At 40.5% G+C, this 23,767-nt stretch carries 21 protein-coding genes and 1 pseudogene; 5 read left to right on the top strand and 17 right to left on the bottom strand.

Annotation, left to right across the window (positions count from 1 at the left end; all coding sequences use genetic code 11):
* Positions 1 to 204: 204 nt before the first annotated feature.
* Positions 205 to 1,062 (bottom strand): annotated as a pseudogene (metF, locus tag AUF14_RS19880) (methylenetetrahydrofolate reductase [NAD(P)H]).
* 164 nt (positions 1,063 to 1,226) lie between these two features.
* On the opposite strand from metF, the gene AUF14_RS19875 reads away from it, so the two are divergent.
* A complete protein-coding gene (locus AUF14_RS19875) occupies positions 1,227 to 2,150 on the top strand; it encodes a LysR family transcriptional regulator (protein ID WP_102866561.1) in 924 nt (307 codons plus the stop codon).
* Between the two features lie 64 nt (positions 2,151 to 2,214).
* Here AUF14_RS19875 and AUF14_RS19870 read toward each other — a convergent pair whose 3' ends face one another.
* Positions 2,215 to 2,799 carry a phosphatase PAP2 family protein gene (locus AUF14_RS19870; RefSeq protein WP_102866560.1) on the bottom strand — a complete coding sequence of 195 codons (585 nt, stop codon included), beginning with the start codon at positions 2,797 to 2,799 and terminating at the stop codon, positions 2,215 to 2,217.
* Between the two features lie 269 nt (positions 2,800 to 3,068).
* On the opposite strand from AUF14_RS19870, the gene AUF14_RS19865 reads away from it, so the two are divergent.
* Together AUF14_RS19865 and AUF14_RS19860 are read left to right on the top strand one after the other, a co-directional pair.
* Positions 3,069 to 4,700, top strand: a complete 1,632-nt coding sequence (locus AUF14_RS19865) for a malolactic enzyme (RefSeq protein WP_102866559.1) — start codon at positions 3,069 to 3,071, stop codon at positions 4,698 to 4,700.
* A gap of 133 nt (positions 4,701 to 4,833) precedes the next feature.
* On the top strand, positions 4,834 to 6,156 hold the full coding sequence (locus tag AUF14_RS19860; protein WP_102866558.1) for a 2-hydroxycarboxylate transporter family protein: 1,323 nt from the start codon (positions 4,834 to 4,836) through the stop codon (positions 6,154 to 6,156).
* 92 nt (positions 6,157 to 6,248) lie between these two features.
* Here the strand turns inward: AUF14_RS19860 and AUF14_RS19855 are convergent, their stop codons facing one another.
* The 8 genes from AUF14_RS19855 to AUF14_RS19820 form a co-directional block, all read right to left on the bottom strand.
* Positions 6,249 to 6,488 carry a hypothetical protein gene (locus AUF14_RS19855; protein ID WP_127478975.1) on the bottom strand — a complete coding sequence of 80 codons (240 nt, stop codon included), beginning with the start codon at positions 6,486 to 6,488 and terminating at the stop codon, positions 6,249 to 6,251.
* A gap of 267 nt (positions 6,489 to 6,755) precedes the next feature.
* Positions 6,756 to 6,995, bottom strand: coding sequence for a hypothetical protein (locus AUF14_RS19850; protein ID WP_070504883.1), 240 nt, complete (start codon positions 6,993 to 6,995; stop codon positions 6,756 to 6,758).
* Complete coding sequence (locus AUF14_RS19845; protein WP_102866557.1) at positions 6,989 to 8,677, bottom strand: hypothetical protein; 1,689 nt, start codon at positions 8,675 to 8,677, stop codon at positions 6,989 to 6,991. Before AUF14_RS19845 ends, AUF14_RS19850 begins: the two co-directional genes overlap by 7 nt.
* 57 nt (positions 8,678 to 8,734) lie before the next feature.
* Positions 8,735 to 10,810 carry an adhesive domain-containing protein gene (locus AUF14_RS19840; protein WP_227656407.1) on the bottom strand — a complete coding sequence of 692 codons (2,076 nt, stop codon included), beginning with the start codon at positions 10,808 to 10,810 and terminating at the stop codon, positions 8,735 to 8,737.
* 694 nt (positions 10,811 to 11,504) lie between these two features.
* Complete coding sequence (locus AUF14_RS19835; protein WP_102866667.1) at positions 11,505 to 12,809, bottom strand: MATE family efflux transporter; 1,305 nt, start codon at positions 12,807 to 12,809, stop codon at positions 11,505 to 11,507.
* Between the two features lie 148 nt (positions 12,810 to 12,957).
* On the bottom strand, positions 12,958 to 13,404 hold the full coding sequence (locus tag AUF14_RS19830) for a GNAT family N-acetyltransferase (RefSeq protein WP_102866555.1): 447 nt from the start codon (positions 13,402 to 13,404) through the stop codon (positions 12,958 to 12,960).
* Between the two features lie 92 nt (positions 13,405 to 13,496).
* Positions 13,497 to 15,032, bottom strand: a complete 1,536-nt coding sequence (locus AUF14_RS19825; RefSeq protein ID WP_102866554.1) for an MFS transporter — start codon at positions 15,030 to 15,032, stop codon at positions 13,497 to 13,499.
* Positions 15,033 to 15,083: 51 nt separating this feature from the next.
* Positions 15,084 to 15,617 (bottom strand): PadR family transcriptional regulator, encoded by a 534-nt coding sequence (locus AUF14_RS19820; protein ID WP_102866553.1) that lies wholly within the window; start codon positions 15,615 to 15,617, stop codon positions 15,084 to 15,086.
* Between the two features lie 310 nt (positions 15,618 to 15,927).
* Here AUF14_RS19820 and AUF14_RS19815 point away from each other — a divergent pair, with 310 nt between their 5' ends.
* Positions 15,928 to 16,641, top strand: a complete 714-nt coding sequence (locus tag AUF14_RS19815; protein ID WP_070504901.1) for a sugar isomerase domain-containing protein — start codon at positions 15,928 to 15,930, stop codon at positions 16,639 to 16,641.
* A gap of 106 nt (positions 16,642 to 16,747) precedes the next feature.
* On the opposite strand, the gene AUF14_RS19810 is transcribed toward AUF14_RS19815, so the two are convergent.
* The gene (locus AUF14_RS19810) at positions 16,748 to 17,662 is read right to left on the bottom strand and encodes an alpha/beta fold hydrolase (RefSeq protein ID WP_102866552.1); all 915 of its coding nucleotides are present in this window, start codon (positions 17,660 to 17,662) and stop codon (positions 16,748 to 16,750) included.
* Between the two features lie 178 nt (positions 17,663 to 17,840).
* On the opposite strand from AUF14_RS19810, the gene AUF14_RS19805 reads away from it, so the two are divergent.
* Positions 17,841 to 18,752, top strand: a complete 912-nt coding sequence (locus AUF14_RS19805; RefSeq protein ID WP_102866551.1) for a hypothetical protein — start codon at positions 17,841 to 17,843, stop codon at positions 18,750 to 18,752.
* Positions 18,753 to 18,833: 81 nt separating this feature from the next.
* Here the strand turns inward: AUF14_RS19805 and AUF14_RS19800 are convergent, their stop codons facing one another.
* The 6 genes from AUF14_RS19800 to AUF14_RS19775 form a co-directional block, all read right to left on the bottom strand.
* On the bottom strand, positions 18,834 to 19,148 hold the full coding sequence (locus AUF14_RS19800) for a type II toxin-antitoxin system RelE/ParE family toxin (RefSeq protein WP_102866550.1): 315 nt from the start codon (positions 19,146 to 19,148) through the stop codon (positions 18,834 to 18,836).
* Positions 19,135 to 19,386, bottom strand: a complete 252-nt coding sequence (locus AUF14_RS19795) for a type II toxin-antitoxin system Phd/YefM family antitoxin (protein ID WP_102866549.1) — start codon at positions 19,384 to 19,386, stop codon at positions 19,135 to 19,137. The genes AUF14_RS19800 and AUF14_RS19795 overlap by 14 nt, the downstream gene beginning before the upstream one ends.
* Before the next feature lie 200 nt (positions 19,387 to 19,586).
* Complete coding sequence (gene pnuC, locus AUF14_RS19790) at positions 19,587 to 20,330, bottom strand: nicotinamide riboside transporter PnuC (RefSeq protein WP_016178450.1); 744 nt, start codon at positions 20,328 to 20,330, stop codon at positions 19,587 to 19,589.
* A gap of 94 nt (positions 20,331 to 20,424) precedes the next feature.
* Complete coding sequence (locus tag AUF14_RS19785; protein WP_016178451.1) at positions 20,425 to 21,132, bottom strand: deoxynucleoside kinase; 708 nt, start codon at positions 21,130 to 21,132, stop codon at positions 20,425 to 20,427.
* Positions 21,133 to 21,677: 545 nt separating this feature from the next.
* On the bottom strand, positions 21,678 to 22,682 hold the full coding sequence (locus tag AUF14_RS19780; protein ID WP_102866548.1) for an SIS domain-containing protein: 1,005 nt from the start codon (positions 22,680 to 22,682) through the stop codon (positions 21,678 to 21,680).
* A gap of 18 nt (positions 22,683 to 22,700) precedes the next feature.
* Positions 22,701 to 23,756 carry an SIS domain-containing protein gene (locus AUF14_RS19775; RefSeq protein WP_102866547.1) on the bottom strand — a complete coding sequence of 352 codons (1,056 nt, stop codon included), beginning with the start codon at positions 23,754 to 23,756 and terminating at the stop codon, positions 22,701 to 22,703.
* Positions 23,757 to 23,767 lie beyond the last annotated feature (11 nt).

Below are 23,767 nucleotides of genomic sequence, written 5' to 3'. Positions count from 1 at the left end.
GTATTACAAAAATACCTCGACAGCTCCATAAGAAGCTCGGCGAAATAACGGTCGCAACCGTCTAGCGAGCGTGAACCCGCAAGAACACTCAGAGCTCATCTTCATTGAGTTTGCCATGTCCTCTTTCTCACCAGCCGAGGTCTCTGTATTTAGCAGCGTCAACTACTCTTCTCTTCAACGTTAAATTATTTTATTCTTGAAAAACTAGCGTACCTCGATCTGACCCTTCAATACGTTTTTGGTGTTGTAATAGATATGCTTCGCTACCTCAGCGTTATTCATCGTGTACAGATGAATCCCCGCCACATCCTGTGTCGCCAAATCAATAATCTGATCGATAGCATACGCCAAGCCAGCTTCTTTAAGAGCGATCGGATCATGCTCATATTTTTCTAAAATGGCTAAAAACTTGCGCGGAAGCTTAGTATTGGTAGTCTTAATCAAGCGCAAGGCCTGCTTCCGATTTACAATCGGCATGATCCCCGCTAAGATCGGAACCTTGATATCCGCCAAGTCACAGGATTCTTGAAATTGATAAAAAAGCTCATTGTCGAAAAACAGCTGGGTGATCAATTGATCGCAGCCGCCAGCAACCTTCCGCCTCAGATTTTTAACATCCTCAATGCGATTTTGCGACTCTGGATGCGTCTCAGGATAACAAGCGCCGCTGATATGAAAATGCGGTGCCTGCTGCTTCACGTAGTCAATCAAATCACTGGCATAAGTAAAATCCTATTTAGGCGGGAGCTCTGGAATGATATCCCCTCGCAACGCCAATATCTGATGAATGCCGATTTGATCTAATCGCGTTACTAGTCGCTGAACCTGCGCTTGATCCAAGTAAGCCGCGGGCAAATGCGCGATCGTTGGTACCTGAAGCTCCGTATGGATATAATCGGCTACCCTCAACGTCGTCTTTTCGATGGTTTGACGATTGTTGCTGCAGGTCACACTGATAAAATCAGGCGCTAATTGCTGCAGCTCCTCCAATGTTGTTATGAGCTTCTCCGTTCCGACCTGTGTATTCGGCGGAAACACCTCAAATGATAGCGTGCTGGACATTGGCTGCACTTCCTTTCTATCAGAATTTGTCTAAATTCCTTCGTTTGTTGTGATACGTTACACAATACCACGCTTTTTTCGCCTTGAATAACTGATAAAAGTAATAACTGGTTATAGCTAATAACTATAACCTCCGTTATAATCATAGAAAAAGAGGTGAAGTGATGCGTTTACAACAATTGATCTATTTCGAAAAAATTATTGAAAAAGGCTCAATAAATGAGGCTGCAAAAGCTCTGTATCTGACTCAGCCCAGCCTTTCCAATGCGTTGAAGGAGCTCGAAAATGAAATGAAGGTACAGCTGCTAGTTCGCAACAAGCAGGGGATCATCCCTACCGCTGAAGGTCGTGAATTTCTGATCTATGTTCGGCAAATATTGGATCAGGTCAATCTGCTGGAGGAGAAATTTAAGAATGAGCCGCTGCGACGCCAGAATTTTTCAGTATCCGCTCAGCATTATGCCTTTGTGGTCCATGCTTTTGTGGAGCTACTGCGCACCGTCAATGCCGAGGAATATAATTTCACCCTGCGCGAGACCGAAACAGAAAATATTTTCGATGATCTCGCCAGCTTTAAAAGCGAACTAGGTATTCTTTATTTGAATTCCTTTAACCGTCAAGTCATGACCAAGCTGTTCAAAGAAAAAGGCTTAGAGTTCACACCGCTTTTCAATGCCAAGCCGCATGTTTTTGTCAGCCGTACCAATCCTTTAGTAGCAAAAAAAACGCTGAAATTAGCAGATCTCGAGGACTATCCCTATTTATCCTATGAGCAAGGAGAAAACAATTCCTTCTATTTTTCCGAAGAAATTCTAAGCACCTGGGATCGAAAAAAGAACATCAAAGTCAGTGACCGCGCAACAATCTTTAACCTGATGGTAGGCTTAAACGGCTATACGATCAGTTCAGGAATCATCAGCAGCGAACTAAACGATGATAAGATTGTCGCAATTCCTCTAGAGTATCAGGACGTCATCACCCTCGGCTGGATCAAACAGCAGCAGCTTGAGCTCAGTCCCTTAGCTCAGACCTATCTAGAGCTGTTAAAAGAACACATTCGCGGCTATGGGTTTGAAATTATTGAATAAAAAAGGAGTCAAAAGCTTCTCTTTGATGAGATAGCTTTGACTCTCTTGATTTAATTCAAAATAATCAACTATAAACAAGCAGTCCCCACTGCAAAATCAGCGTAATCCCTGCACCAAATAACCAGCCCCCTACTACGTCAGATAAATAATGAATCCCTAAATATACCCGAGAAAAACCAATCATTCCAGCGATCACTAGACAGATGATTACCAAAAATGGTAGGAATTGCAGATAGACTTCCCCACCACCAAGCGCGATACAGCAATATAGCGCACTGGAACAGGTCGCGTGAAAGCTAGGAAAACTGGCGTCGACTTCTTCGACTAACCGTTGACCGACTGGACGGGGACGCTTTTTCAAACGCTTGATAATATAGGCCAAGCCCCAACTAAGAGCCAAAGATAAGCCAGCCGGTTTCAGAATTGCTGAACGAAACGGCGGGACTAAAGCCAGCGCACCGATGATAATGATCACACCTGTAGCTCGACCAAGTTTTGTAAAAAAGAGCATGATCTTAGTGATAAACGGACGCCGTAAAGCAATCACTTTGAGTGTCACCAGCTCATCAAACCGCTGTAAACCTGACAATGAAAGAGCGATCAACAACATTACGAATACTAGCAAACAAATAATTCCAACGATTAACATAGCATCTCCTCCTTCCAGATATTACTCTCAATCTCTGCAACTTAAACGATCTTTATTCTTATTATATTAAGTATAACCCAATTTATTTCCGTTGTGTTAAAGAGAAAAAAAGGACCAGCTACGTTTTGCACGCCAATTTTCCTCAGCTCCCTTACTTTTTTTAATCATATCCCTCATATAAACAAAACTTATCGTTACCCAACGTTTTGACTATACTTTCCTCCACCTTTTATACTTCCGTTGCAATCAAATTTTAGGAGGATTTAATTATGCTTACAGGTTTAAATTTATTAAACAACCCCTTTTTAAATAAAGGAACAGCCTTTACCAAAGAAGAACGAGCAAAATATGGTATTACTGGGATGCTGCCTAGTACCGTTCAAACATTAGAGCAACAAGCCGTTCAAGCTTACGGACAATATTTAAGCAAACCATCAGATTTGGAAAAACGCATTTTCTTAATGAACGTGTTTAACACCAACCGAACATTATTCTACAAATTAATGGGACAACATTTAGTTGAATTCATGCCAATCGTTTATGATCCAGTTGTGGCTGATTCAATCGAACAATATAACGAAATTTTCGTTGAACCACAAGATGCGGCTTTCTTATCCATTGATGATCCAGAAAGTATTAAAGACAGCTTGAAAAACGCTGCTGACGGCCGTGACATTCGTTTGATCGTTGCGACTGACGCAGAAGGAATTCTAGGCATGGGCGACTGGGGTGTCAACGGTGTGGATATCGCCATCGGTAAATTAATGGTTTACACTGCTGCAGCTGGAATCAACCCTGCACAAGTTTTACCTGTTTCCATCGATGCTGGTACGAACAACGAAGAATTGTTGAACAATCCGCTTTACTTAGGAAACCGTCATGAACGTGTGACTGGCGACACTTACTACGATTTCATTGATCAATTCGTTGAAGCAGCGACAGATCTTTTCCCTGAATTATTATTACACTGGGAAGACTTCGGCCGTGGCAATGCCGCAAACATTTTAGAAAAATATCAAGATAAAATCACGACCTTCAATGATGATATCCAAGGAACCGGAATCGTTGTTCTTGCTGGTGTATTAGGCGGATTGAACATTTCTGGTGAAGCCTTGAAAGATCAAACCATCCTGACATTCGGTGCTGGGACTGCCGGCGTTGGTATTGCCAACATTTTATTAAAAGAAATGGTTCGTCAAGGAACACCTGAAGAAGAAGCACGCAAACACTTCTACCAAGTCGACAAACAAGGTTTGTTGTTTGAAGATACAGAAGGCTTAACACCTGGTCAAATTCCATTTGCAAGAAAACGTGCTGAATTTACTAACAGCGAAGAATTAACAAACTTAGAAGCCGTTGTAAAAGAAATTCATCCAACAATCATGATCGGCACTTCTACACAACCAGGTGCTTTCAGCGAAACCATCGTCAAGGAAATGGCGGCACACACTGCTCGTCCAATCATTATGCCGTTATCAAATCCAACAAAATTGGCAGAAGCTACAGCGAAAGATTTGATCGAATGGACTAACGGAAAAGCTTTGATCGGTACAGGTATCCCTGCTGCTGACGTGGAATATAAAGGCGTGACTTACCAAATCGGCCAAGCCAACAATGCCCTAATGTACCCAGGACTTGGTTTAGGCTTGATCGCTTCAACTTCAACTCGCGTAAATGATGAAATTATTTCTCAAGCAAGTCGCGCACTAGGCGGAATCGTGGATGTGACAAAACCAGGTGCAGCTATCTTGCCTCCTGTTGCTAAATTGACTGAATTCTCTCAAATCATCGCTGAAACGGTTGTGAAATCAGTCGTTGATCAAAAATTGAACCGCGAAGAAATCACAGATGTCAAAGCAGCCGTTGAAGCGGCTAAATGGGTACCTGAATACCAAGACTAATCCATTCCTCTCCTTTCCCCTTATCGGATTAGATTATATATAAGTAACTCTCTTAAATGAGGGAGTAGATGTAATGCTACTCCCCATTTTTATGGATTCAACAATGCTTTACTAAAGAAAGGATCTTTTAAAAATGGCACAAAAAGAATCAACAACTGCGATGCCAGTTGAAGAAAAAAAGACTAGCTTCTGGTCAACTAAAATCACTGGTGTTAGCCTTCCAATTTATTTGATCATGGTCGTTGTCCTGATCGTAGCGATGGCTTTAGGCAAATTACCAACCAACATGATCGGACCGATCGCTATTCTAGTTATTTTTGGGAACTTATTCCATTTCATCGGCAACAAAATTCCGATCGTCAAAAGCTATCTAGGCGGCGGCTCAGTCTTTGCGATCTTCGCTTCTGCAGCAATCGCGACCTTTGGTATCTTACCTGCTGAAGTCGTAAAATCAACGCAAAACTTTGTCAGCAATATGGGCTTTTTAGACTTTTATATCGCGGCTTTAATTACCGGTAGTATTCTTGGAATGAACCGTAAGTTATTAATGAAAGCCTCTGTTCGTTTTATTCCCGTAGCACTTATTTCTATGGTCGTTTCTTTCTTCGCTGTCGGATTGGTTGGCATGCTGATCGGTAACGGCTTTGCGAATTCTGTTTTATATATCTCGTTGCCTGCGATGGCTGGTGGTGTTGGAGCCGGAGCCGTTCCTTTATCAACGATTTATGCTCACGTTTTAGGAACGGATGCGTCCTCAATTATTTCTCGTTTGATCCCGGCAACTGCCATGACAAATGTTTTAGCAATTATTGGTGCTGCGTTAGTTGCTCGTGCGGGACAATCATTGCCAAAATTAAATGGTAATGGGAAGCTGATGGAAAAAGGCGATCTTGGCGATGGCAAACCTCGTGAAGTTAAACCTGATATTGCTCAACTAGGTGTTGGGCTGATGGTGGCATTGACCTTCTTCATTTTAGGTCAAATCTGTAACTTCTTTGTTCCAAAGATCCATGCCTATGCCTTCATGATCATCATCGTAGTTATTTGTAAAATTACCAATATCTTGCCAGAATATTATGAAGATGCCGCAATCATGTTTAACAACTTGATTGTTAAAAACCTGACTGCTGCTGTACTAGCTGGTATCGGTATTGCGTTATTGAACTTGAACGTTCTAGCTTCCGCATTAACGTGGCAATTTGTTGTCCTATGCTTGACAAGTGTTATTGTTATTTCTGTCGTTTCTGGTTTCGTTGGTCGTCTATTCGGATTATACCCAGTCGAATCAACGATTACTGCCGGTCTATGCAATAACTCAATGGGCGGAACCGGTAACGTAGCTGTTTTATCTGCTGCTAACCGCATGGAATTAATCGCCTTTGCCCAAATGGGAAATCGTTTAGGCGGCGCGATCGTGTTAATTATCTCAGGATTTTTAATGCAGCTGTTTTCATAATAAAAAACGAGCGAACAGCTTTCTTTGGATTGAAAGCAAATGTTCGCTCGTTTTTATTTTTGGTATATCGTGTCTGAAGTGCTGTGCTAATATTATATTTTCCCTCGTGATTTCATTGATCCTGCAATCCCTGTTACAAAGACAACGAAGAAAATAAATATCAAAACAAAGAATGGAATAATATGAATGGCGCCATTTTCAAAACACATTAATAGATAAATCAACGATGGCAGCGCAAAGAAATAATTGGCTGCTCTTCTATTCAGATTGATAAACCTATCGTAGATCAAAACACAAAATGGTGCGACAGCGCAGATCATTATTTTAAACATCCAGGCTTCGGTTACTTTGAAGGAAAAAACACTTATTAGAATAACCAACAATATCAGTAATACACCAACAATCTTCTGTTTGTTCAAAAAGACACTCTCTTTTCCATGAACCAGATTCATTTCAACCCAAACGATCTAATAAACAAATAATTATATTATGTAAACTTTTGTTTCTTACTCTTTTATTCCACTACTATAGCATTGATATTCAAACATTTGAACAAAAAAAAGGAGAATGCTTTCCAATTCTCCTCGTTTTTCTTGTTTCTACCATCTTCCTCGTTTTAATCGAGCCTTGTTTACATAGCGTTTCGCATTTGCTGGAATCCGATCTGGCGAGTCGTCCGTATCAGCTTCCCAAGGATAGAGTCCCTCTTCGTTTTTTTGGAAATTTTGCAGTTCGTCTTTTTGTGAGTCCTCGCTTCGTTCGTTCTTCTTCCGCAAACGCATAAGGAAATAAGACAGTGCGATGAGTATTAACGCGATAAATCGAATCGTCCCTACCATGATCCGTACCTCCTCATTTCATGTAGTCGATAGTTAATTAATCCCGACAGGAAATGTTCAGCATCATCGATTCTCATTCTAAAACGGTCATGTCTAGCAAAAAAGCCATAGCTGATCGTATTTGGTTGTTTGAAAAATTGGGCAAATTCTGGGAACATAACCCCAGTCGTGATTTCATGCTGAACTCTTTTTTTCATGACTGAATTGATCCTGTCCTTCACAACATTGAACTCTTTTGAGCTTTGGAATATTTGCGTTTTCAGTTCGCTACTTGATAATTTTTCAATCATTTTAGACGCTGCGACTAGCAACTCCAACATTGTGGGATAAGCCGTATCTCGTTTATCAATGAAGTTAATATTCCCAAGTGCATTGTCCAAGCCAAATTGATAATACTCTTTCTTTTCTTGATAAATCAGCAGTTCATTGGTTGCGTAACTAAGCCAATGATCATGATATTTTTGGTAGCCATCGGCGATAAATTGATTCATGAGATCCTCACAAATCTGCATGATCTTTGCTTCTTTGAAAATACCATAAGCCCGAAGCAGGGCAAAAAGGATTTCACCATCATAATAAACGATTCTAAATGTTTCCTTGATTTGTAATTGCGAATCCAACACATGGATGGTTCGATTATCCTTTGTTATAAATTTATCCTTTACAGAAACAATCAACCGCCTTAAAATCGGCTGAAATTGCGTATCTCCTGTGACTTCGCTATATTTAGAAATCGCTAAAATCGCTGTTGCTTGTGCTCCCAGCTTGTATTCTACACTGGAGCTTAACGGTTCCTTTACCAAAAGATAGCCCGAGACTTCTGAGAGTAAATGCTGGATGCCCCACTGAAGACTTTTTTCAAGTAAAGGCTTTATTTGTTGATCATTCGTGTATCCGGCAGCTTCGGCTAACGCATATAAGGAAGAAAAATGTCGGACAGAATTATAGCCTTTTATTCGTTGGTCATAACAGGGAAAATAACCATAAATAAATTGTCCTGTCTCTGTTAATTGGCGTTTTAGATAGTCACTGCCTTTTTCAATCACTAGATCAGTTATTTGATTCAAATTTAAAACCGAAACGGACCTTACCCGATTGCCATTTCCATAATCAATCAAAGGAAAAACCTGATCATTTTCAAAGTAAAAAGCTTCGGTTTTAAATAGATACAGTGGAGCAGTTGATAACTGAGCTGTCTTCGCGTTTCTTATGCCATATTTTCTCTTCATATAGCCACGATAATTTTGATCATCAATTGAAAGTTCCGGTAGATTTCGCCCGACCTTGTGCTCTTTGCTAGGCTTTAAGATCGCATTTCCCACCAGTTCTTCCATTAAAAAGCTCTGCTTCTTTCTTCCATTTACCCGAAAATTGAAATCGCCGTAGTTGTTCCTTTTGACACTGCCAATCAATTCCTGAAGTTCTTGGAAAGTAATCTTCTTTTCCTCTGTTACAACATCTAGTCGAAAATACGGGGCTTGTTCAAGGTTCTTTCTTTTATAGTATGATAAAAAATCATTCCAAATTGTTTGATAATTATCGCCGTACAGCTCAACGACCTGACTGCGTTCTGCGAATTTACCGATACTGATAATTAAGAGAGGACTCACCTGCTTTGTTCGCATCTTACTAAGCAGCTCTTCCACCACTTGGAATTTATTTTCAATTAATTGAATCGACATTTTATCACCCCATAAAAGATCAATGAAGGGAACATTCCCTTCATCAATCCCGTTTTTTTAGTCTTCTTTTTTTGTCTTTCTAAGTTTCCATATACCAATACCAGAAAAGAATGCGGCTAATGCTCCTAACGCTGTGAGCGATGTGTCAGTGTCCTCACCGGTTGCTGGATATTGTTTCGCGCTTCCAAGGTAACTAGTTCTTCCGCTTCCAACACTTCCTGACCCACTTGCACTATATCTTCCTAGAGAAGATGTCGGTGGTGTACCTTGGTTATTCGCCATTACAGGTACTCCTCTGTTGTCGTCGCTATCCGCATCGGCGTCAGAGTCTGAGTCTGAGTCAGCATCGGCGTCGGCATCAGCGTCGGCATCGGCATCAGCGTCTGCATCGGCATCAGCGTCAGCGTCAGAATCCGCATCGGCGTCTGCATCGGCATCAGCGTCGGCATCAGCGTCGGCATCAGCATCAGCGTCGGCATCAGCGTCGGCGTCTGCATCGGCATCAGCGTCGGCGTCTGCATCGGCATCGGCGTCGGCATCGGCGTCAGCGTCGGCATCAGCGTCAGCGTCGGCATCGGCATCAGCGTCAGCGTCAGAATCCGCATCGGCGTCAGAATCAGCGTCGGCGTCTGCATCGGCATCAGCGTCTGCATCAGCGTCGGCATCAGCGTCGGCATCAGCGTCGGCATCGGCATCAGCATCGGCGTCTGCATCAGCATCGGCATCAGCGTCGGCATCGGCATCAGCGTCGGCGTCTGCATCGGCATCAGCGTCAGCATCGGCATCAGCGTCGGCATCAGCATCGGCGTCTGCATCCGTTTCATCATCATCTGGAATAATTGCAGGTGTCGGTAAACTTGGCACGTTGTTTTGATCATAGGCAATTAATTCAATTTGATCCAATGCATCGACATCTTCTGCAGATAAAGGGATTGAAAATCGACCATTCTCATCCGTCTCTCCTTCAGCAATTTCTGTGCCGTCTTTATAAATTCTAACGATCGTATTAGGGTTCGCATACCCTGTAACTTTATAATCCGTTGATGAATTCCCTGTAACTACTACATCATACGGTGCAGTTACTTGTGCTACTTTATAAAAGATTGGTGTATAGCCATCGTATTCTGTAGAAATATCAATTGAAAGAAGATTCGTTTTCACAATTGTAGCTAAAAATCCAGCTTCATAAGGTTGAGTCAAGTCTATTCCCCGATCAATTAACTCTTGAGGGATCGGATCAATGATAGTTGTTGGAATCGTAACGTTCGTTTCTCCTAAAATACTCGCATCTGCAAGCTCACCAATTAATGTTGAGCCTGTATTTACTAAAGCTTGGGCAGTGGCGAAGGTTCCATTGAAAATAGGTTTTAGCGTCAGATTTAGCGTTTGATTCAAAAGTCCAGCACCGGTTCCTGTAATTGTCAGTGCCTGGACAGCACTATTCAAATCACCAAGTATTTGATTGACGTTTTCTCGAATGATCGTTTCCAATACACCGTCAAGATCCGCATAAATATATTGATCCCCTTGGGTTTGCAATTGCAATGCGACATCTGCGGCAGTCAGGCTGCTCAAGTTTTCTAATAGATTTAATTGTTCATAAACCTCATCTAAATTTATATTCAATAATGGATTAGAGTTAATCAAGGTGTTAATCGAGTTTATTAGTGTAGTCGTTGCGCCGTCAACAATCGATAGTAATGGAGCTAGACCATTTTCCGGAAGTAAAATATTCGTTGAGAGCGTTCCTGTACCATTCGGTGCTACGTGACCTCGAAGTTCTTCAGGAATTGCCAACACAGCCATTCTATTGCCTGCAACCACACTTAGATCAATACCGCTATCAGCTGAAATGGTGAAATCCACACTTCTAACAGCATTTTCAATAGTAAAAGGACTCGTATCAGTTGTTCCACTTGAATTGGAAGAGTTCAAACTACTAAATAATTGCCCATCTATCAGCGCTGCATAAGCCTGTGTAGATTGCGTTGAAAAAAACGGAGTTGCTATTGAAATCGGTGTCAATCCTAGTAACAAGCCTGTCGCTACTGAAGTTCCTACATAGATATATTTTCTTGAACGTCGTTTTGCTCGTGCTTTTTGGTCCATTAACTTTCGATAATCCCTCTTCAATCTTTTCATCCCCTAAAAATAATTTATTTGAACTATTTTTTTGGTACCAGCAAAATGGTTTGATCACTTAAGTTAATAGGAATTTAACAAGAATATAATCTCCGAACAACTAGATTGTTTTACAATAAATAACTTTGACAGGACTTCTTAGAAGCTAAATTAGGCATACCTTATAATAAAATAAAGCTCTGCTGTGTTATGAAAATACTCATCTAAAAATGGTCGTTTATGACATTTATATGAATAAATGGTGAATATTATTTTACCTCAAGCAAGAGATACATTCTTATTTTAAAAATATTCAGTTATTTTAAAATCCGCTGTTGGTGAGTATGGATAACCTACCCTTGGAATTCGAAAAGGGATTCTTATATTTCTAAAAAAATGAAAAAGATGACAGGTCTTTTTGTTTGGTTTGAAAAATGACACCCATATTTCAGAGTCGGAATATTTTTGCTTATTGCCGGTATACTAGTTCTGCTTAGCGGAGTTTAGCAGTAACTGTGTGCCTAGAAAAGTGAGCTCATGAAGTCAAACATGAATATACCTACTGTAAAGCGATTTTTCATGAGAAAAATTTCTACTTTTCTTATAGAGGCAATAAAAATAACCCATCGGTTTTCCGATGAGTCACGAATTCTTCTTCTATTATCAATCTCGACATGATCGGAAATTTTTCAACTATTTCCAATTGTTATATCGCTGAGTTCATTGTCGAATCTTTTTTACTGGCTTTTTGATATTGGCGTAAAAAGTAAGCCGCAAACAGAAGTGTCATAAGTTCAGTGATCGGCAAACTCGCCCATACTCCCGTTAATCCCCAGAAGTTCGCTAAAACAAGCACTAAAGGTATTAAGAAAAAATAGCCTCTGAACAACGCCAACGTAAAAGCCTGTTTGGCACGACCGATCGCTGAAAAGAAAATGCTAAAAACGACATTCAGTGAAGAGCCAAATAATGACAAGAAGAAAATCGGAATACCAGCAGCGGCTAACTGAATCAGCATTGGATCATTTTCACGATTAAACGCGGAAATGATTGGGTATTTCAAGAAAAATAGGACCAGATACAAGCCAACCGCCATAACAAAGCTAACCCTTAACCCAAAGACCAAGGTCTTTTGGATAGTGGTGCGGTCTTCTTTGTTTGCGGCACGACTGATTAATGGCTGAATTCCCTGTGCGACGCCAGTAAATAAAGAAAGCGCAACTACTAGAATATTTGCCAAAACTCCATAAGCAGCAATGGCAATATCTCCGCCTAAGCCGATCAATACCTGATTGAAGACTAGAATACTTACACCCGTACTCATTTCCGCAAGAAATGAAGATAACCCCAGCTGCACACTTTGAGTGACCGTCTTTAGCTTCGGAATCGCCCATCTCAATGAAAGGGAACGCTTTGAGAAATGTCGGTGAGTACTCAAAATGAGCAGACTAAGGACTGGAGACAATACCGTTGCCAACGCTGCACCAGCCATTCCCATATTCATTGGAAAAACAAAAATATAATCAAAAATGATATTGAAAACACTGGAAAAAATCATCGCCTTCATTGCCAACTGCGGATTTTGATCGTTGCGAATAAATGCTAGACATAAATTGTTCAAGATAAAAAATGGCGCCATCACCAAAATAAAGCGCATATACATTGTTGTATACGCAACAGTTGCGCCACTTGCTCCTAAAAGTAACGCCAAATCTTGACTGAAAAAGGCCCCTAGTCCAGTAAAAAAGAGTCCGATGATCCCACCAATCACCAGCAGCTGAGAAAAATAGCCACCGCTTCTTCCCTTCAGCGCAAATAACGTCGCGCCGCCCATACCCAACAATAGCCCAAGCCCCGTCAGTAGATTGAATATCGGCAGTGCAATATTTAAGGCCGCCAAGCCTAGCACTCCCACCCCATTTGCAATAAAAAACGTATCCGCTAAAATATACAGCGATAATCCTAGTGTACTTAACACGCTTCGTGTGACATAACCTTTTATCTCATTCATTTGATTCCCTCCACAAAAAAATAGCATCCTACCCTCCTATGGCCTACGGGGCAGACTGCTACTCAAAACAAAACCCGGCGATTTTGCTAAAAGTTCTTCATAATTTCCTTACATTCTAGCAATAAACAGAGCAAAAGGCAATCCAATTCTACAAGTCAAGATACATCACCCGTTCACCATTCTCCGGATCATGCCTTTGACTGTCGATAAAACCAAAGCGCTGATAATAAGGAATAATTTTTTCATTTTCCTCATGCACACTCAAATAAATCCGATCAATCTCATACTGTTCTTTCATAAAATCGATCAGTAAAGGAATAAACAAGGTCCCATAGTGTTTTCCTTGAAACTTTGCGTCGATCATTAATCGATCCAGCCACATTGACTTATCCTGCTTGGCACCAATCATGGAAAAACCGATCAACTGACGATCATCATACAATGCCAATGGCTGCCAGTTAAGAGAAACATCATAGGCTGCCTCCAGCAAAGATTGACCATTCGTCTCGATGAACGCCTCCTGATCCTTTGAAACAGAAAGAGCAACGATTTCACGCCAATTGCTTTCATCTACATCTTTAATAAATAATCCCATTGGTTGCGTTCTCCTTTAAAGGTACTATTTGTAAGCAACCATAACAAATACAGAAAAAAACAGCAATCAAAAACCGATTGCTGCTTAAAAATTTATTCAACTACTTCCTTACTTTCACGCATAAAGATCGCCGCGCCAACGGCACCAATCAGAACGATAGTTCCGGCAACATAACAGATTTGAATCAAGCCTTTATCGAAGGCATCGACAACCAGCTTCTGCAAATCTTGAGCAAATGGCGCTTTACTTAGTGCATTTGAAAAAGCAATTTCATGACCGGAAAATGGTCCGGCTTTGATTAATCCGTTCACTAATTTTTCTGGTAGATGCAGCGAAGAAGCCTGTTGACTTACAACATTCCCATAACGATTGGCTTCGACTAAGCCTAAAATTACTACTCCAAAGCTGGTACCAAATTGGCGGAAGACATTCAGTAATCCTGAAGCCATGCCCATTTCCTGCGGAGCCACACCTTCTAACCCAGCCGAGTTCAATACCGGATTAACAATTCCGTTGGCGATTCCGATCATGACTAACGTTGGCCATAATTGAGCATAGCCCATCGTTGGAGATAATTGACCGATCAAAAAAATGAATCCAGCACCGCTGACTAATAGTCCGGCAACGATCATCCATTTTTTCGAGAATTTGTTACCAAGAATTCCAACGACTGGTCCTAAAATCAATGACCAAACCGATAAGGCCAATTGACGAATCCCTGTATCAAAGGCGGACCAGCCAATATAGTTTTGCATTAGGACTGTCAAGTACGTATTAAAAGCGTAAATACCAGAACCTAAAGCAAAAGCGACTAATACTGAACCAATGAAATTGATATTTTTGAACATCGACAAATTCATCATAGGATTTTGTACTTTGGCTTCCGCAAAAATAAATAGTGCTAAGAAAACAACCGCTAAAAGCAGCCATCCACCTATGCGCAGATCAGTCCAGGCCCAGCTGAGGTGGGTTTCCTTTTGAATCAAACCATAGATTGCGCTGAACAGTGCTGCCGCGGATAAAATCATCCCGATAAAATCGATTTTTTGATCTTTCCCATAGCTTGGTGTTTCTTTGACAAAACGAACCGTCATTAAGACGGCAATAACTCCGATCGGCAAATTAATAAAGAAGATCGATTCCCAACCAAAGGCGTCTACTAGCAAACCACCGACTAACGGACCGGAAGCCGAAGACAAACCAATAACAGAACCTAAAATACCTAAAGCTAGACCGCGTTGTTTCCCATCAAAATTGGAAGCTACCAGTGCCATCGACAAGGACATCATTCCAGCCCCACCGACTGCTTGGACACCACGACCAATATCTAAAATCAATAAGGATGGCGCAAAGCCATTCACTACAGAGGCGATGACAAAAAGAATCAAACTAGCTAAAAAGATTTTTTTTCGTCCATACATATCGCCCATTTTTGACACGATCAGCAACGTGACCGCAAACACTAAGGTATAAGCATTCAGCACCCATTGCAGCTGCGTAAAGGGTTCATTGAAGGCCTTTTGCATAGTCGGTAATGCGACGTTTACTACAGTCACATCTAAAAGGCCCATAAATACGCCTAATGACATCGCGAACAACGAGAACCATTTTCTTGAAGAATTTTTCATAAACTGTTCCAACTCCTACTATTTATAACATTCAATCGCTTCAGTAGATCATTACTTTCGATCAGCGATTTGTTTTTTTATCCAGATTAATTTTGTTTTGGCAATTTGAATATCCAACTCATAGGCCTCCACTAAAATACGAAAACGTTCTGCATTTTCCGGAAAACGCCCTTGAGAATCAACCATTTCTGCCTGCGCCTGTTGATAGAACATTAGATCCTTTTCAATAAACAGTTGGAACTCATCCAAGATTCTCAGCTGCTCAGTAAGGTCCACGCTATCCAGCGAACGTAATTTGAAATGGATCATATCATTGCGCTTCGCATCAGAAGGAATTTTTTCCTTCATTAACTCAATAAAGCGGTCGACACCTTTTGTAGTAATATGCCACAGCTTCATCTTTCGCCCATCCTCATAAATCGTGGAAGTCACGAGCCCTTCCTTCTCTAATCTTTCTAATGATGGATACAATACCCCGCTAGAAACCTTCCGCATCGGCTGCAATGCAGAGCCGACGATTTTTTGAAGCTTATAGCCGGTTTTATCACTGGTAATCAATGAGCCTAAAAGCAGTAAATCGTACATTTTATCCCCCTCCCGATAAAACAGTATCAGTCTTTTAGATATATCGACTTGCTTATTATAGGTCTTTTAGACATATTGTCAAATAAAAAATATTCTTATTTTATTAGAAAAATCCGACTTAAATGAGAACAAAAAGAAACACCTGCGACGAAATAGTCGCAGGTTCCGAGCACTTAAGAATTATTCGCAAATATAATCCAAAAAACTGCTTGCTTTTTTGTCGATAAAGATAAATCATGGAGTTGAAGTACCTCTTGCCACAAGCGGTAAAGGAAACGATTTTTGCTTTTCGGAAAGGACGAATTACTCAATGAACTTAATGCAGAATTATTATCAAGAACTTCAGAAAAACATGGAATACGTCATCAGCAATGAGTCAGAGGCGATAACTAAAGCAGCGACACTCATGAGTACTTGTATTGAGACGGAAAATAAGGTTTATTTTTTTGGCACGGGGCATTCCTATATTGTCGGTCAGGAAGTCTTTGCCCGCGCAGGCGGCTATGCGGGCTTTATCCCGATCCTTGAAAATGAACTAGGCATGAATCATGCCTTCAAAAGCACGCTGATTGAACGAACTACTGAATACGCCGATGTTTTGCTAGAATTGTATCCGTTTAAAAAAGGCGATGTAATCGTCATGACCTCAAATTCTGGACGAAATGCGCTGTTAATTGAACTGGGGCTGCGACTTAAGGAGATGGGCGTTAGCATCATTGCCATTACTGCTTTGGAGGCGTCAAAAAATAGTATTAGCCGGCACAAGAGCGGATTGCGCTTGTTTGAGCTTGCGGATGTTGTCCTTGATAATCGTTCTGTTTACGGGGATGCCAGCCTTTCTCATAATGATGAAATAAAAACAGGGCCTACCTCAACCATCATGAGCTGCTTTATCGTCCAGCTTTTAGTCAGCGCGTTCGTTCAGCTTGAAGTTGAAAAAGGCGGCGATGTTCCAGTTTTCAGAAGTAGCAATATCGATGGCGGCGATGCCTATAATGAGAAATTGTTTGAACGTTATCGGTAACAACTGAACGTAAATTATTCTTTGATAAACCGTAAGCCAGAAACCCTTTTCTTCATTGAAAGAGCTTCTGGCTTTTTATCACTTCATTAAAAATTCTTTTCGTTAACTAGCTCGTTTTCTCAATAAAGCCACGAATCGCTTGATCGATCACATCCCCGTTGCCATCAATCGTATGTCCGCCGGTCTCACAAATTATAGTATCTGCCTTAACTCGTTTAAGCAACTTTTCGATAGCCTCATACTTCGCCATTGGATCATCTTTCGCGTGACAAACTAAAATCGGCACGCTGATCGTTTCTAAAGCATAGTCATCATAGTTCAAGGACATATCCGTATTTGTAACCTCGCTATCCGCTTTCACCCCTTGACGTCTAGGGGTAGCTGGCAGCATGGTTTCAAACAAATTATTGCTTTCAATAGTCGAACCCATCATTTTATTGAAGACAAAGCCAAAATGCTTCATTGAAAACCACATAATAAAGTCATTGACGATAAATGGTGGCGGTCCTTGCAGCCCCATTGCCTTTATTTCTTTTGAGGTTCTTTTCTGGTCCGGCGCTCCAGAGGATAGTAATATCAACCCCTTCAGCCTGTCAGGATAATCCAAAGCCACCCTTAATCCAGCGGCACCGCCTGCTGAAGTGGCTAGAATATAGCCTTTCTCAATATTCAACTGATCCATCATTTCAACAAAGGCCCGAGCTTGATTTTTTGGTGTGGGATCGCTCGGCAGCTCTGAGCCTAAATAGCCAAAGCGAGCAGGGGCAATTTTTCGGTAGTCCCCTCCTAATACTTGCTTCAGACTAGTTATTCCCTGATCATATCCGCCAAATATCCCATGAGAAATGATAACTGTCTCCCCAGACCCTTCATCAAGATAGTTCATTTTTCCGAAGCTGGTAATCAGGGGTTTAACGTTATACCGATTCAAACGGGCATAAGCGTTTTTCATGTCTTTCTTATAAAGATAAAATTCTATACAAATAATAATTAATACCACAAACATTATTAAGTATCCCAAAATTGTTCTCCTTTTAGAGTGATGATTAAAGTATAACAGATACCGATTAACAGTTTTAACACTTTGTGGTAAAGGTACACTTTCACTGTAAAAGCAGCTTTCAACTTTTTACTCAGAATGCTACACTTAAGATGATTTGAACTATTTTTGACTTTTAAAAAGATTCCGAGGTGTGGTTATGATTAACGAAGAGACTCAGTTAGACTCTGCTTTACAATTAAAAAAATACGTACGAGACATCGGCTGTCCAGAGTCAGCGGATATTCAGCACTGTCTGGAAAATTCAACAGTAATCGCCAAAATTCTGGCTGAAAAGATTCGCACAGATACCTTCACTGGTCTGCGAAAGCTGGAATTTCTATTAGCAGAGCTTTCGGAAATTCCCTTCTTTGAACGGTTGGAAACGGTTCAAGTCATGCTCGACACACTTTACAAGCAAACAAATGTTGACGAAGGCTTTTCACTAACTGGAAAACAAAACGGTGTTCTGGCCTGTCATAATGCACTTTGCACATCAATTTTTACTCGGGCTGGCAAAAAAGAATGGGCTGAACAAGGTGTTCGATGGATCATTTCTTACTTCCCATTTGATAGAAACGAGCCCTCCAACTGGCAGGGTAAGGACCTCTTTCATCGCTTTGGGGGCTGTGTCGGAAATTCACCTTGCTATGATGGTGTCGTGAAATCAGTCAAAGCCCTGTCAGAGTATGCAGAAAAATACGGAGAGCTTCCCGGTCTTCGTGCGAAGTTACAACAAGGGTTAGACTATATTTTGAAGCATCGGGTGATTTTCCATCAGAACAACGACGAGTATTTATACGATGATTTGATCACGCTTTTTTACCCCTATCCTTATCGCACAAATATCATTGAAGCTCTTAGTGTTTTAAAAACTGAAAAGCTTCTAGATCGGCCTGAATGTCAAGCGGCACTTGACTATTTGAAGACGAAACAACGGAGTGATGGCTTCTGGCAGGCTGAGAAGATTTTTATGAAAAGCTCGTGGGTGCCTTTTGATGCGTTGAAAAAGCCAGGAATGTGGATAACGGATGAAATTAATTGGATTTTTAGTGCAGTTTCTTCGAGATAAGCTCTTATTTCCTGAATACTAAAAAAACGACCCTCAGAAATTAGAAAAATCTAACTTTGAAGGTCGGTATTTCATTGACTGTTAAAACCCAAGAATACGAATATAATCTTTGTTTGTAGGAATTATTCGAGTGATTTCAATTATCTCGTCGACAATCTCATAAAAAATAATGTACTGTTCTACGATATAAAAACGCATGTTAGTCGGTGCATCTATTTTAGCCGCTAAAGTCTGACCAAGCAACGTTGTCACTTTTAAAAATTCAAAAGCTGTATAAATCTTATCCAAAAAATCAGCCACCGTTGTTTCGTAACTGCCGATTTCCTTCATATAGAAAACAATTTCTGACAAATCATTCTCAATTTGAGGAGAGATGTTTAAGCTATAGTTTTTCATTCATTCGAGCCTTTAATTGGTCCAAGGTCAAATGACCTTCCTCTTTCAACGCTTGCTTCCCCTTATGCAGTTCTTCAAATAAAGTAAGAGTAGCCTTCATTTTTTGATACTCTTCAAAATCACTTACGACGTATTTTGCTCGACCATTTTTTGTTAATATAACTTCTTGTCCAGCCTTCACATTAGCTAACGCTTGGTTATAGGACCGCATATCTGAAACAGGTATGATATTTTCCATAGAAAACCACTCCTTTTACACAGTTTAATACAAGTTACGCAATATTTTAAGTAACAAATATTTCCGTTTAAAACCGTGCACATATAATCCTAGAATTTTACAAAGCTAGTAACAAGTTGTCTATAGCATTAATATCGCCTGAATCATTTCAAATCATGATTGTTCTTGTTGCCAAATAATAGAACATCACTTTTTTAAAATTAGTGACTCAGATGATAATACTCTTCTTCCATCCGCTGCATTCTTGCACGTTCCTTTTTGTTGTACCAAGGAGAAACAGTGAAGGCCAACACATCGTTGATCAAATAAACCGAGCTGTTGACAAACATCGCTAAGCTGGCGGAGCCATGTCGGAATGAAATGAACCAAAGAACCATTTGGGCAAGGCCTGAAGCCAGCCACCAGAAATATTGATTGTTGTAGCGTAAGAAGCTGATAATTCCGGCACTCAGACTAATAGAAAAGGCAATCGCATCAATCCAAGGCCGGGGATCGTCGGTGAAGCGTTGGATCAAATAACCCGATACAAAATAAACGATAATGGTACTGATAATCGCAATCCCCCATGTTTTTCCGGTGAACTTGCGGATTTTTGCGGCCATGTTGTGATTCCATTCCTTACTTAATAAAACAGGAATATCAAGGGTGATCATATAGGCGATCTGTTCGCCGATGCTTAAATAATTCTTCGCTGAATAGCCAACATAAATAAAGCAGATTGCCGATATAATTCCTAAAATACCATTGACCGATTTTGCGGCATTAATGGACAGAATACATAAAACCCCTAAAGTTGTACCGATGAAGGTAATTACAGTTAGAAGGTTGATCGGTTGGTTAACTAGCGTCATCACCTGACAGCCTAGACTGAAGAAAAAGAGGTAATAATTTTGTTGCGGCCAGCCTTTTAACTGGTGAAGTAAAAATTTAAAATAATTTATCATGGTGGAGCTCCTCGTTATAAATATTTAGGGATTCATCTTTATATCTATACCCTCGAAAAAACAGACGTTCTTTAATTCTCAAATAAAGGACCTATTAAAAAATTCCTTTTTCAATATTTCCATTTGAATAATAACAAGGACTTTTCAGTTCCTGCTGATTCAACTTATTCGTTTCTTCTTTGATCAGCTTGATTACTGTTTCAGCAGCCTGCGGATCAGCGACAAAATCGTAGTGATCGCCGTCGATCTGGATTTTTGGACAAATATTAAAATTATCATACCATTGCTCATAACGCTCGTTGACCATTCGATAATAATCATACAGCTCAGGATTTGCGGCAATTTGTTCGTAATCTCGCCCACGCTTTTGAATCCGATCCAGCATCACATCAAAGGAAACCTTAATATGAACCATTAAATCAGGCCGTTTCTTTGGTGCGGCAGTCTCCAATTCCTTCAACATCGTGTCCAATAAGTTGTCATATTGCAGCACTTCCTGTTGACTTACGCGCCCAAGATCAGCATTCAAATGAAACAGTAAACTGTCTTCATAAATTGAACGATCAAGCACGTTATCCGCTTGCTTCAAGGCATCCTTCATCGCCAAAAAGCGTTTATTTAAAAAGAATATTTGCAGCAGAAATGTATATTTTTCTGGATTCGAGTAAAACAACGGCAATACTTCGTTATCATCCACGTTCTCGTAAAATGGTTTTGAATTCATTTCCTGCGACAACATATCTGTCAAACTACTCTTCCCTGCACCGATTGTGCCAGCTATTAATAGCATCGTTTCATCCATCCCTCTCTCATTAAAGTAAGAATTTATCTTTTAAATCCTTGATAATAGTACTCCTAATTTTTTTTGATGTAAAGACTAGATTTTGTGTCTAATTAGTGATATACAAAACCGACAACACAATATATAGTGTTGTCGGTTTCAAGAGGTTGTATGCACTTTCTTTGCTATGTTGACGATTTTTCTCAAAAAGTCAGACTCACCGATAACTCTTTTTTCAGTACTATTCTTCTAAAACCGTGAAAATAGGGTCTTTTCATTTCGCATACGATCCGACTATACTTCTCGTATGTTTGATCTTCTAAGTTGAAGACTTTACTAACCACTTTTAATCCTGCAAAAAGTCGGACTCGCTGCTATCTCTTTTTTTGGTACTATTTTTCTAAAAACGTGAAAAATAAGTTTATTTTCGTTTCGCATACGATCCGACTATACTCCTCGTATGTTTGATCTTCTAAATTGAAGACTTTACTAACCACTTTTAATCCTGCAAAAAGTCGGACTCGCAAAAGAGACCTCTTTACTTTATGCAAAGAGGTCTCAAAATATTAATAATCAAATTGACGGTAGTAACGACGAATGTCTAATGGATGGCAATTTAATTTTTCAACATGGGCATCGATTCGTTGGGTGACACAGTGCATTAATAAATGCGGTAGCACTCGGCCGCGATTTTTCTCGCTGATGCCTTCGATTGGGTAATCCTTGGAATCAATGAAGGTATAGTTTCCACAAATACGTGGTAACAGATTTTTCACTCGCTCGGCTAATGGACGCTGCTCATCTTCACCTAAGAACAATGTTACTGGTGTGGTTTCATCCACGATTTCTAACGTTCCATGTAAGAATTCAGCAGCGTGGATTGATTTAGAGCGTAACCAGCTTTGTTCTTCCCAATAGCACATCGCGTATGAGTAAACGGCGCCCCACTGATTACCAGCCCCGATAAAGTAATGCATAGCATCGTGACGATGTTTTTCAGCAAACGCACGGCCAAAGTCTTCTGCTTGTTTTTCTGCTTCGACTAACCCTTTGGCTAAATGATTTTCCAATTCCTCATAATACTCTTCATAATCTGGAAAATCGCCATTCTTGTTCATTAAACGATCCGCAACCATGAAAAATTTGATTTGCTCAGTTCCAGGATTCGGATAGGTAATCACGTGATCACAGCTTTCAGCCAGTTTCGTGCCTGCCGTATCAATGAAGCCTAATAATGTCGCACCGACTTCTTTAATCATATCCACTGCCTTCACGACTTCTTCCGTTGTGCCTGTTACTGAAGAAAGAATCACTAATGAATCCTTCGTCAATCTGCGATTACCCGTAGTGTAATATTCAGCAGCGTGCTGCACATACACTGGCAAATCACTACGACCGTTAATATACGTTACTGCCTGCATAGCAGAAGCATAAGTACCGCCGATTCCTAAATAAAATATATTGTCGTAGCCTTTTTCCCAAACCTCATCAACAATTTTTTCGACCTGTGGGCGTAGTTCTAAGGCTCCTTGGATATCATCAATTTGCTGCTGTTCATTAAATTTCAACATGTCATAAACTCCTCAACTTTATATTTTACTTTTTAATACTGCGTCAAAATCATCAAAAATTCGTTTGCTTAAATCAATTCCCTTCGCCGTTGCCGTGCGATACGCCAGCAGTTGGAATGGAATAATCAATACTAATGGCGAGAAAAGCTCAGAAACTTTGATATCTAAACCTAAAGTATCGTTATCAGAAGCTTTTTCTGTCGTCACCCTCAGGATTTTCCCAACAGAACTATCCATATAAGCTGCTAAAGCCTGTGATCTTTCAAGATTCACACTAGGTGTTTCGATAAAGAACAGCGTATGTTCCCAATCAGCTTCCAAATATGGACCATGCATGTAAGCTTCTAATTCAAAGCCTTGACTAGGTCGGCGTACAGTTTCAGTGAATTTCGTTTCAAACTCTTTGGCTGTTCCCCAGTTCGGTCCATAACCTAGTGCAACGAAACGTCCGCCAAGCTTCAGCAGGTTTTCGTGCTGCTCAAAAAAGTCATTGGATTTTGTGATCACACTTGGAATATGCGTAATCAACTCCGCTAATTCTTCCTTAAGGGCATGAAGCTTTTGCTCGTCAATATGTTTTTTCGAAACGCCGACTTTGATTGCCAGCAGGATCAATTGTAAAATTGTTGCTGAGAAGCCTTTTGTAACAAAGCCAACGGTTTCGATTCCCATGTTTAGGTCAATGACTTTATCAACCACTTGAGCAATTGGACTTTCTACATCGCTGGTTAACACGATCCGTTGAATCTCGGTGCCACTTAATTCCTTCATCGCATCGACTGTCGAGGCACTTTTACCGCTTTGGGAAACGCCGATAATCGTATCGGTTCCTTTGATCAAGCGCCCATAATGATTGAAATTATAGGGTTCTTCAATTGTAATCGTGACATCCGCCAATGTTTCAAACGCGAACTTTGCTGATAAACACGCATTGTAAGAGGAACCAGTCGCTAAGATCGTGACAGTATTCATTTCTGCCAATTGTGTATCCGCCGAAAAATCATACTCGGTTAAAATTTTCGTCAATGTTTCTTGTTCTTGATCAATATAATCAAGCATTGTCATTGTTGACATGTTTTCCCTCC

Source organism: Enterococcus avium (assembly GCF_002891025.1).
Classification (GTDB): Bacteria; Bacillota; Bacilli; order Lactobacillales; family Enterococcaceae; genus Enterococcus_A; species Enterococcus_A avium.
This window is presented reverse-complemented; position numbering and strand designations above follow the sequence as displayed.

Coding starts and splice junctions, on each gene's coding strand:
- AUF14_RS19875 (WP_102866561.1), top strand. CDS start 1,227: ATGCGTTTACAACAATTGATCTATTTCGAAAAAATTATTGAAAAAGGC.
- AUF14_RS19870 (WP_102866560.1), bottom strand. CDS start 2,799: ATGTTAATCGTTGGAATTATTTGTTTGCTAGTATTCGTAATGTTGTTG.
- AUF14_RS19865 (WP_102866559.1), top strand. CDS start 3,069: ATGCTTACAGGTTTAAATTTATTAAACAACCCCTTTTTAAATAAAGGA.
- AUF14_RS19860 (WP_102866558.1), top strand. CDS start 4,834: ATGGCACAAAAAGAATCAACAACTGCGATGCCAGTTGAAGAAAAAAAG.
- AUF14_RS19855 (WP_127478975.1), bottom strand. CDS start 6,488: ATGTTTAAAATAATGATCTGCGCTGTCGCACCATTTTGTGTTTTGATC.
- AUF14_RS19850 (WP_070504883.1), bottom strand. CDS start 6,995: ATGGTAGGGACGATTCGATTTATCGCGTTAATACTCATCGCACTGTCT.
- AUF14_RS19845 (WP_102866557.1), bottom strand. CDS start 8,677: ATGTCGATTCAATTAATTGAAAATAAATTCCAAGTGGTGGAAGAGCTG.
- AUF14_RS19835 (WP_102866667.1), bottom strand. CDS start 12,809: ATGAATGAGATAAAAGGTTATGTCACACGAAGCGTGTTAAGTACACTA.
- AUF14_RS19830 (WP_102866555.1), bottom strand. CDS start 13,404: ATGGGATTATTTATTAAAGATGTAGATGAAAGCAATTGGCGTGAAATC.
- AUF14_RS19825 (WP_102866554.1), bottom strand. CDS start 15,032: ATGAAAAATTCTTCAAGAAAATGGTTCTCGTTGTTCGCGATGTCATTA.
- AUF14_RS19820 (WP_102866553.1), bottom strand. CDS start 15,617: ATGTACGATTTACTGCTTTTAGGCTCATTGATTACCAGTGATAAAACC.
- AUF14_RS19815 (WP_070504901.1), top strand. CDS start 15,928: ATGAACTTAATGCAGAATTATTATCAAGAACTTCAGAAAAACATGGAA.
- AUF14_RS19805 (WP_102866551.1), top strand. CDS start 17,841: ATGATTAACGAAGAGACTCAGTTAGACTCTGCTTTACAATTAAAAAAA.
- AUF14_RS19800 (WP_102866550.1), bottom strand. CDS start 19,148: ATGAAAAACTATAGCTTAAACATCTCTCCTCAAATTGAGAATGATTTG.
- AUF14_RS19795 (WP_102866549.1), bottom strand. CDS start 19,386: ATGGAAAATATCATACCTGTTTCAGATATGCGGTCCTATAACCAAGCG.
- pnuC (WP_016178450.1), bottom strand. CDS start 20,330: ATGATAAATTATTTTAAATTTTTACTTCACCAGTTAAAAGGCTGGCCG.
- AUF14_RS19785 (WP_016178451.1), bottom strand. CDS start 21,132: ATGGATGAAACGATGCTATTAATAGCTGGCACAATCGGTGCAGGGAAG.
- AUF14_RS19780 (WP_102866548.1), bottom strand. CDS start 22,682: ATGTTGAAATTTAATGAACAGCAGCAAATTGATGATATCCAAGGAGCC.
- AUF14_RS19775 (WP_102866547.1), bottom strand. CDS start 23,756: ATGTCAACAATGACAATGCTTGATTATATTGATCAAGAACAAGAAACA.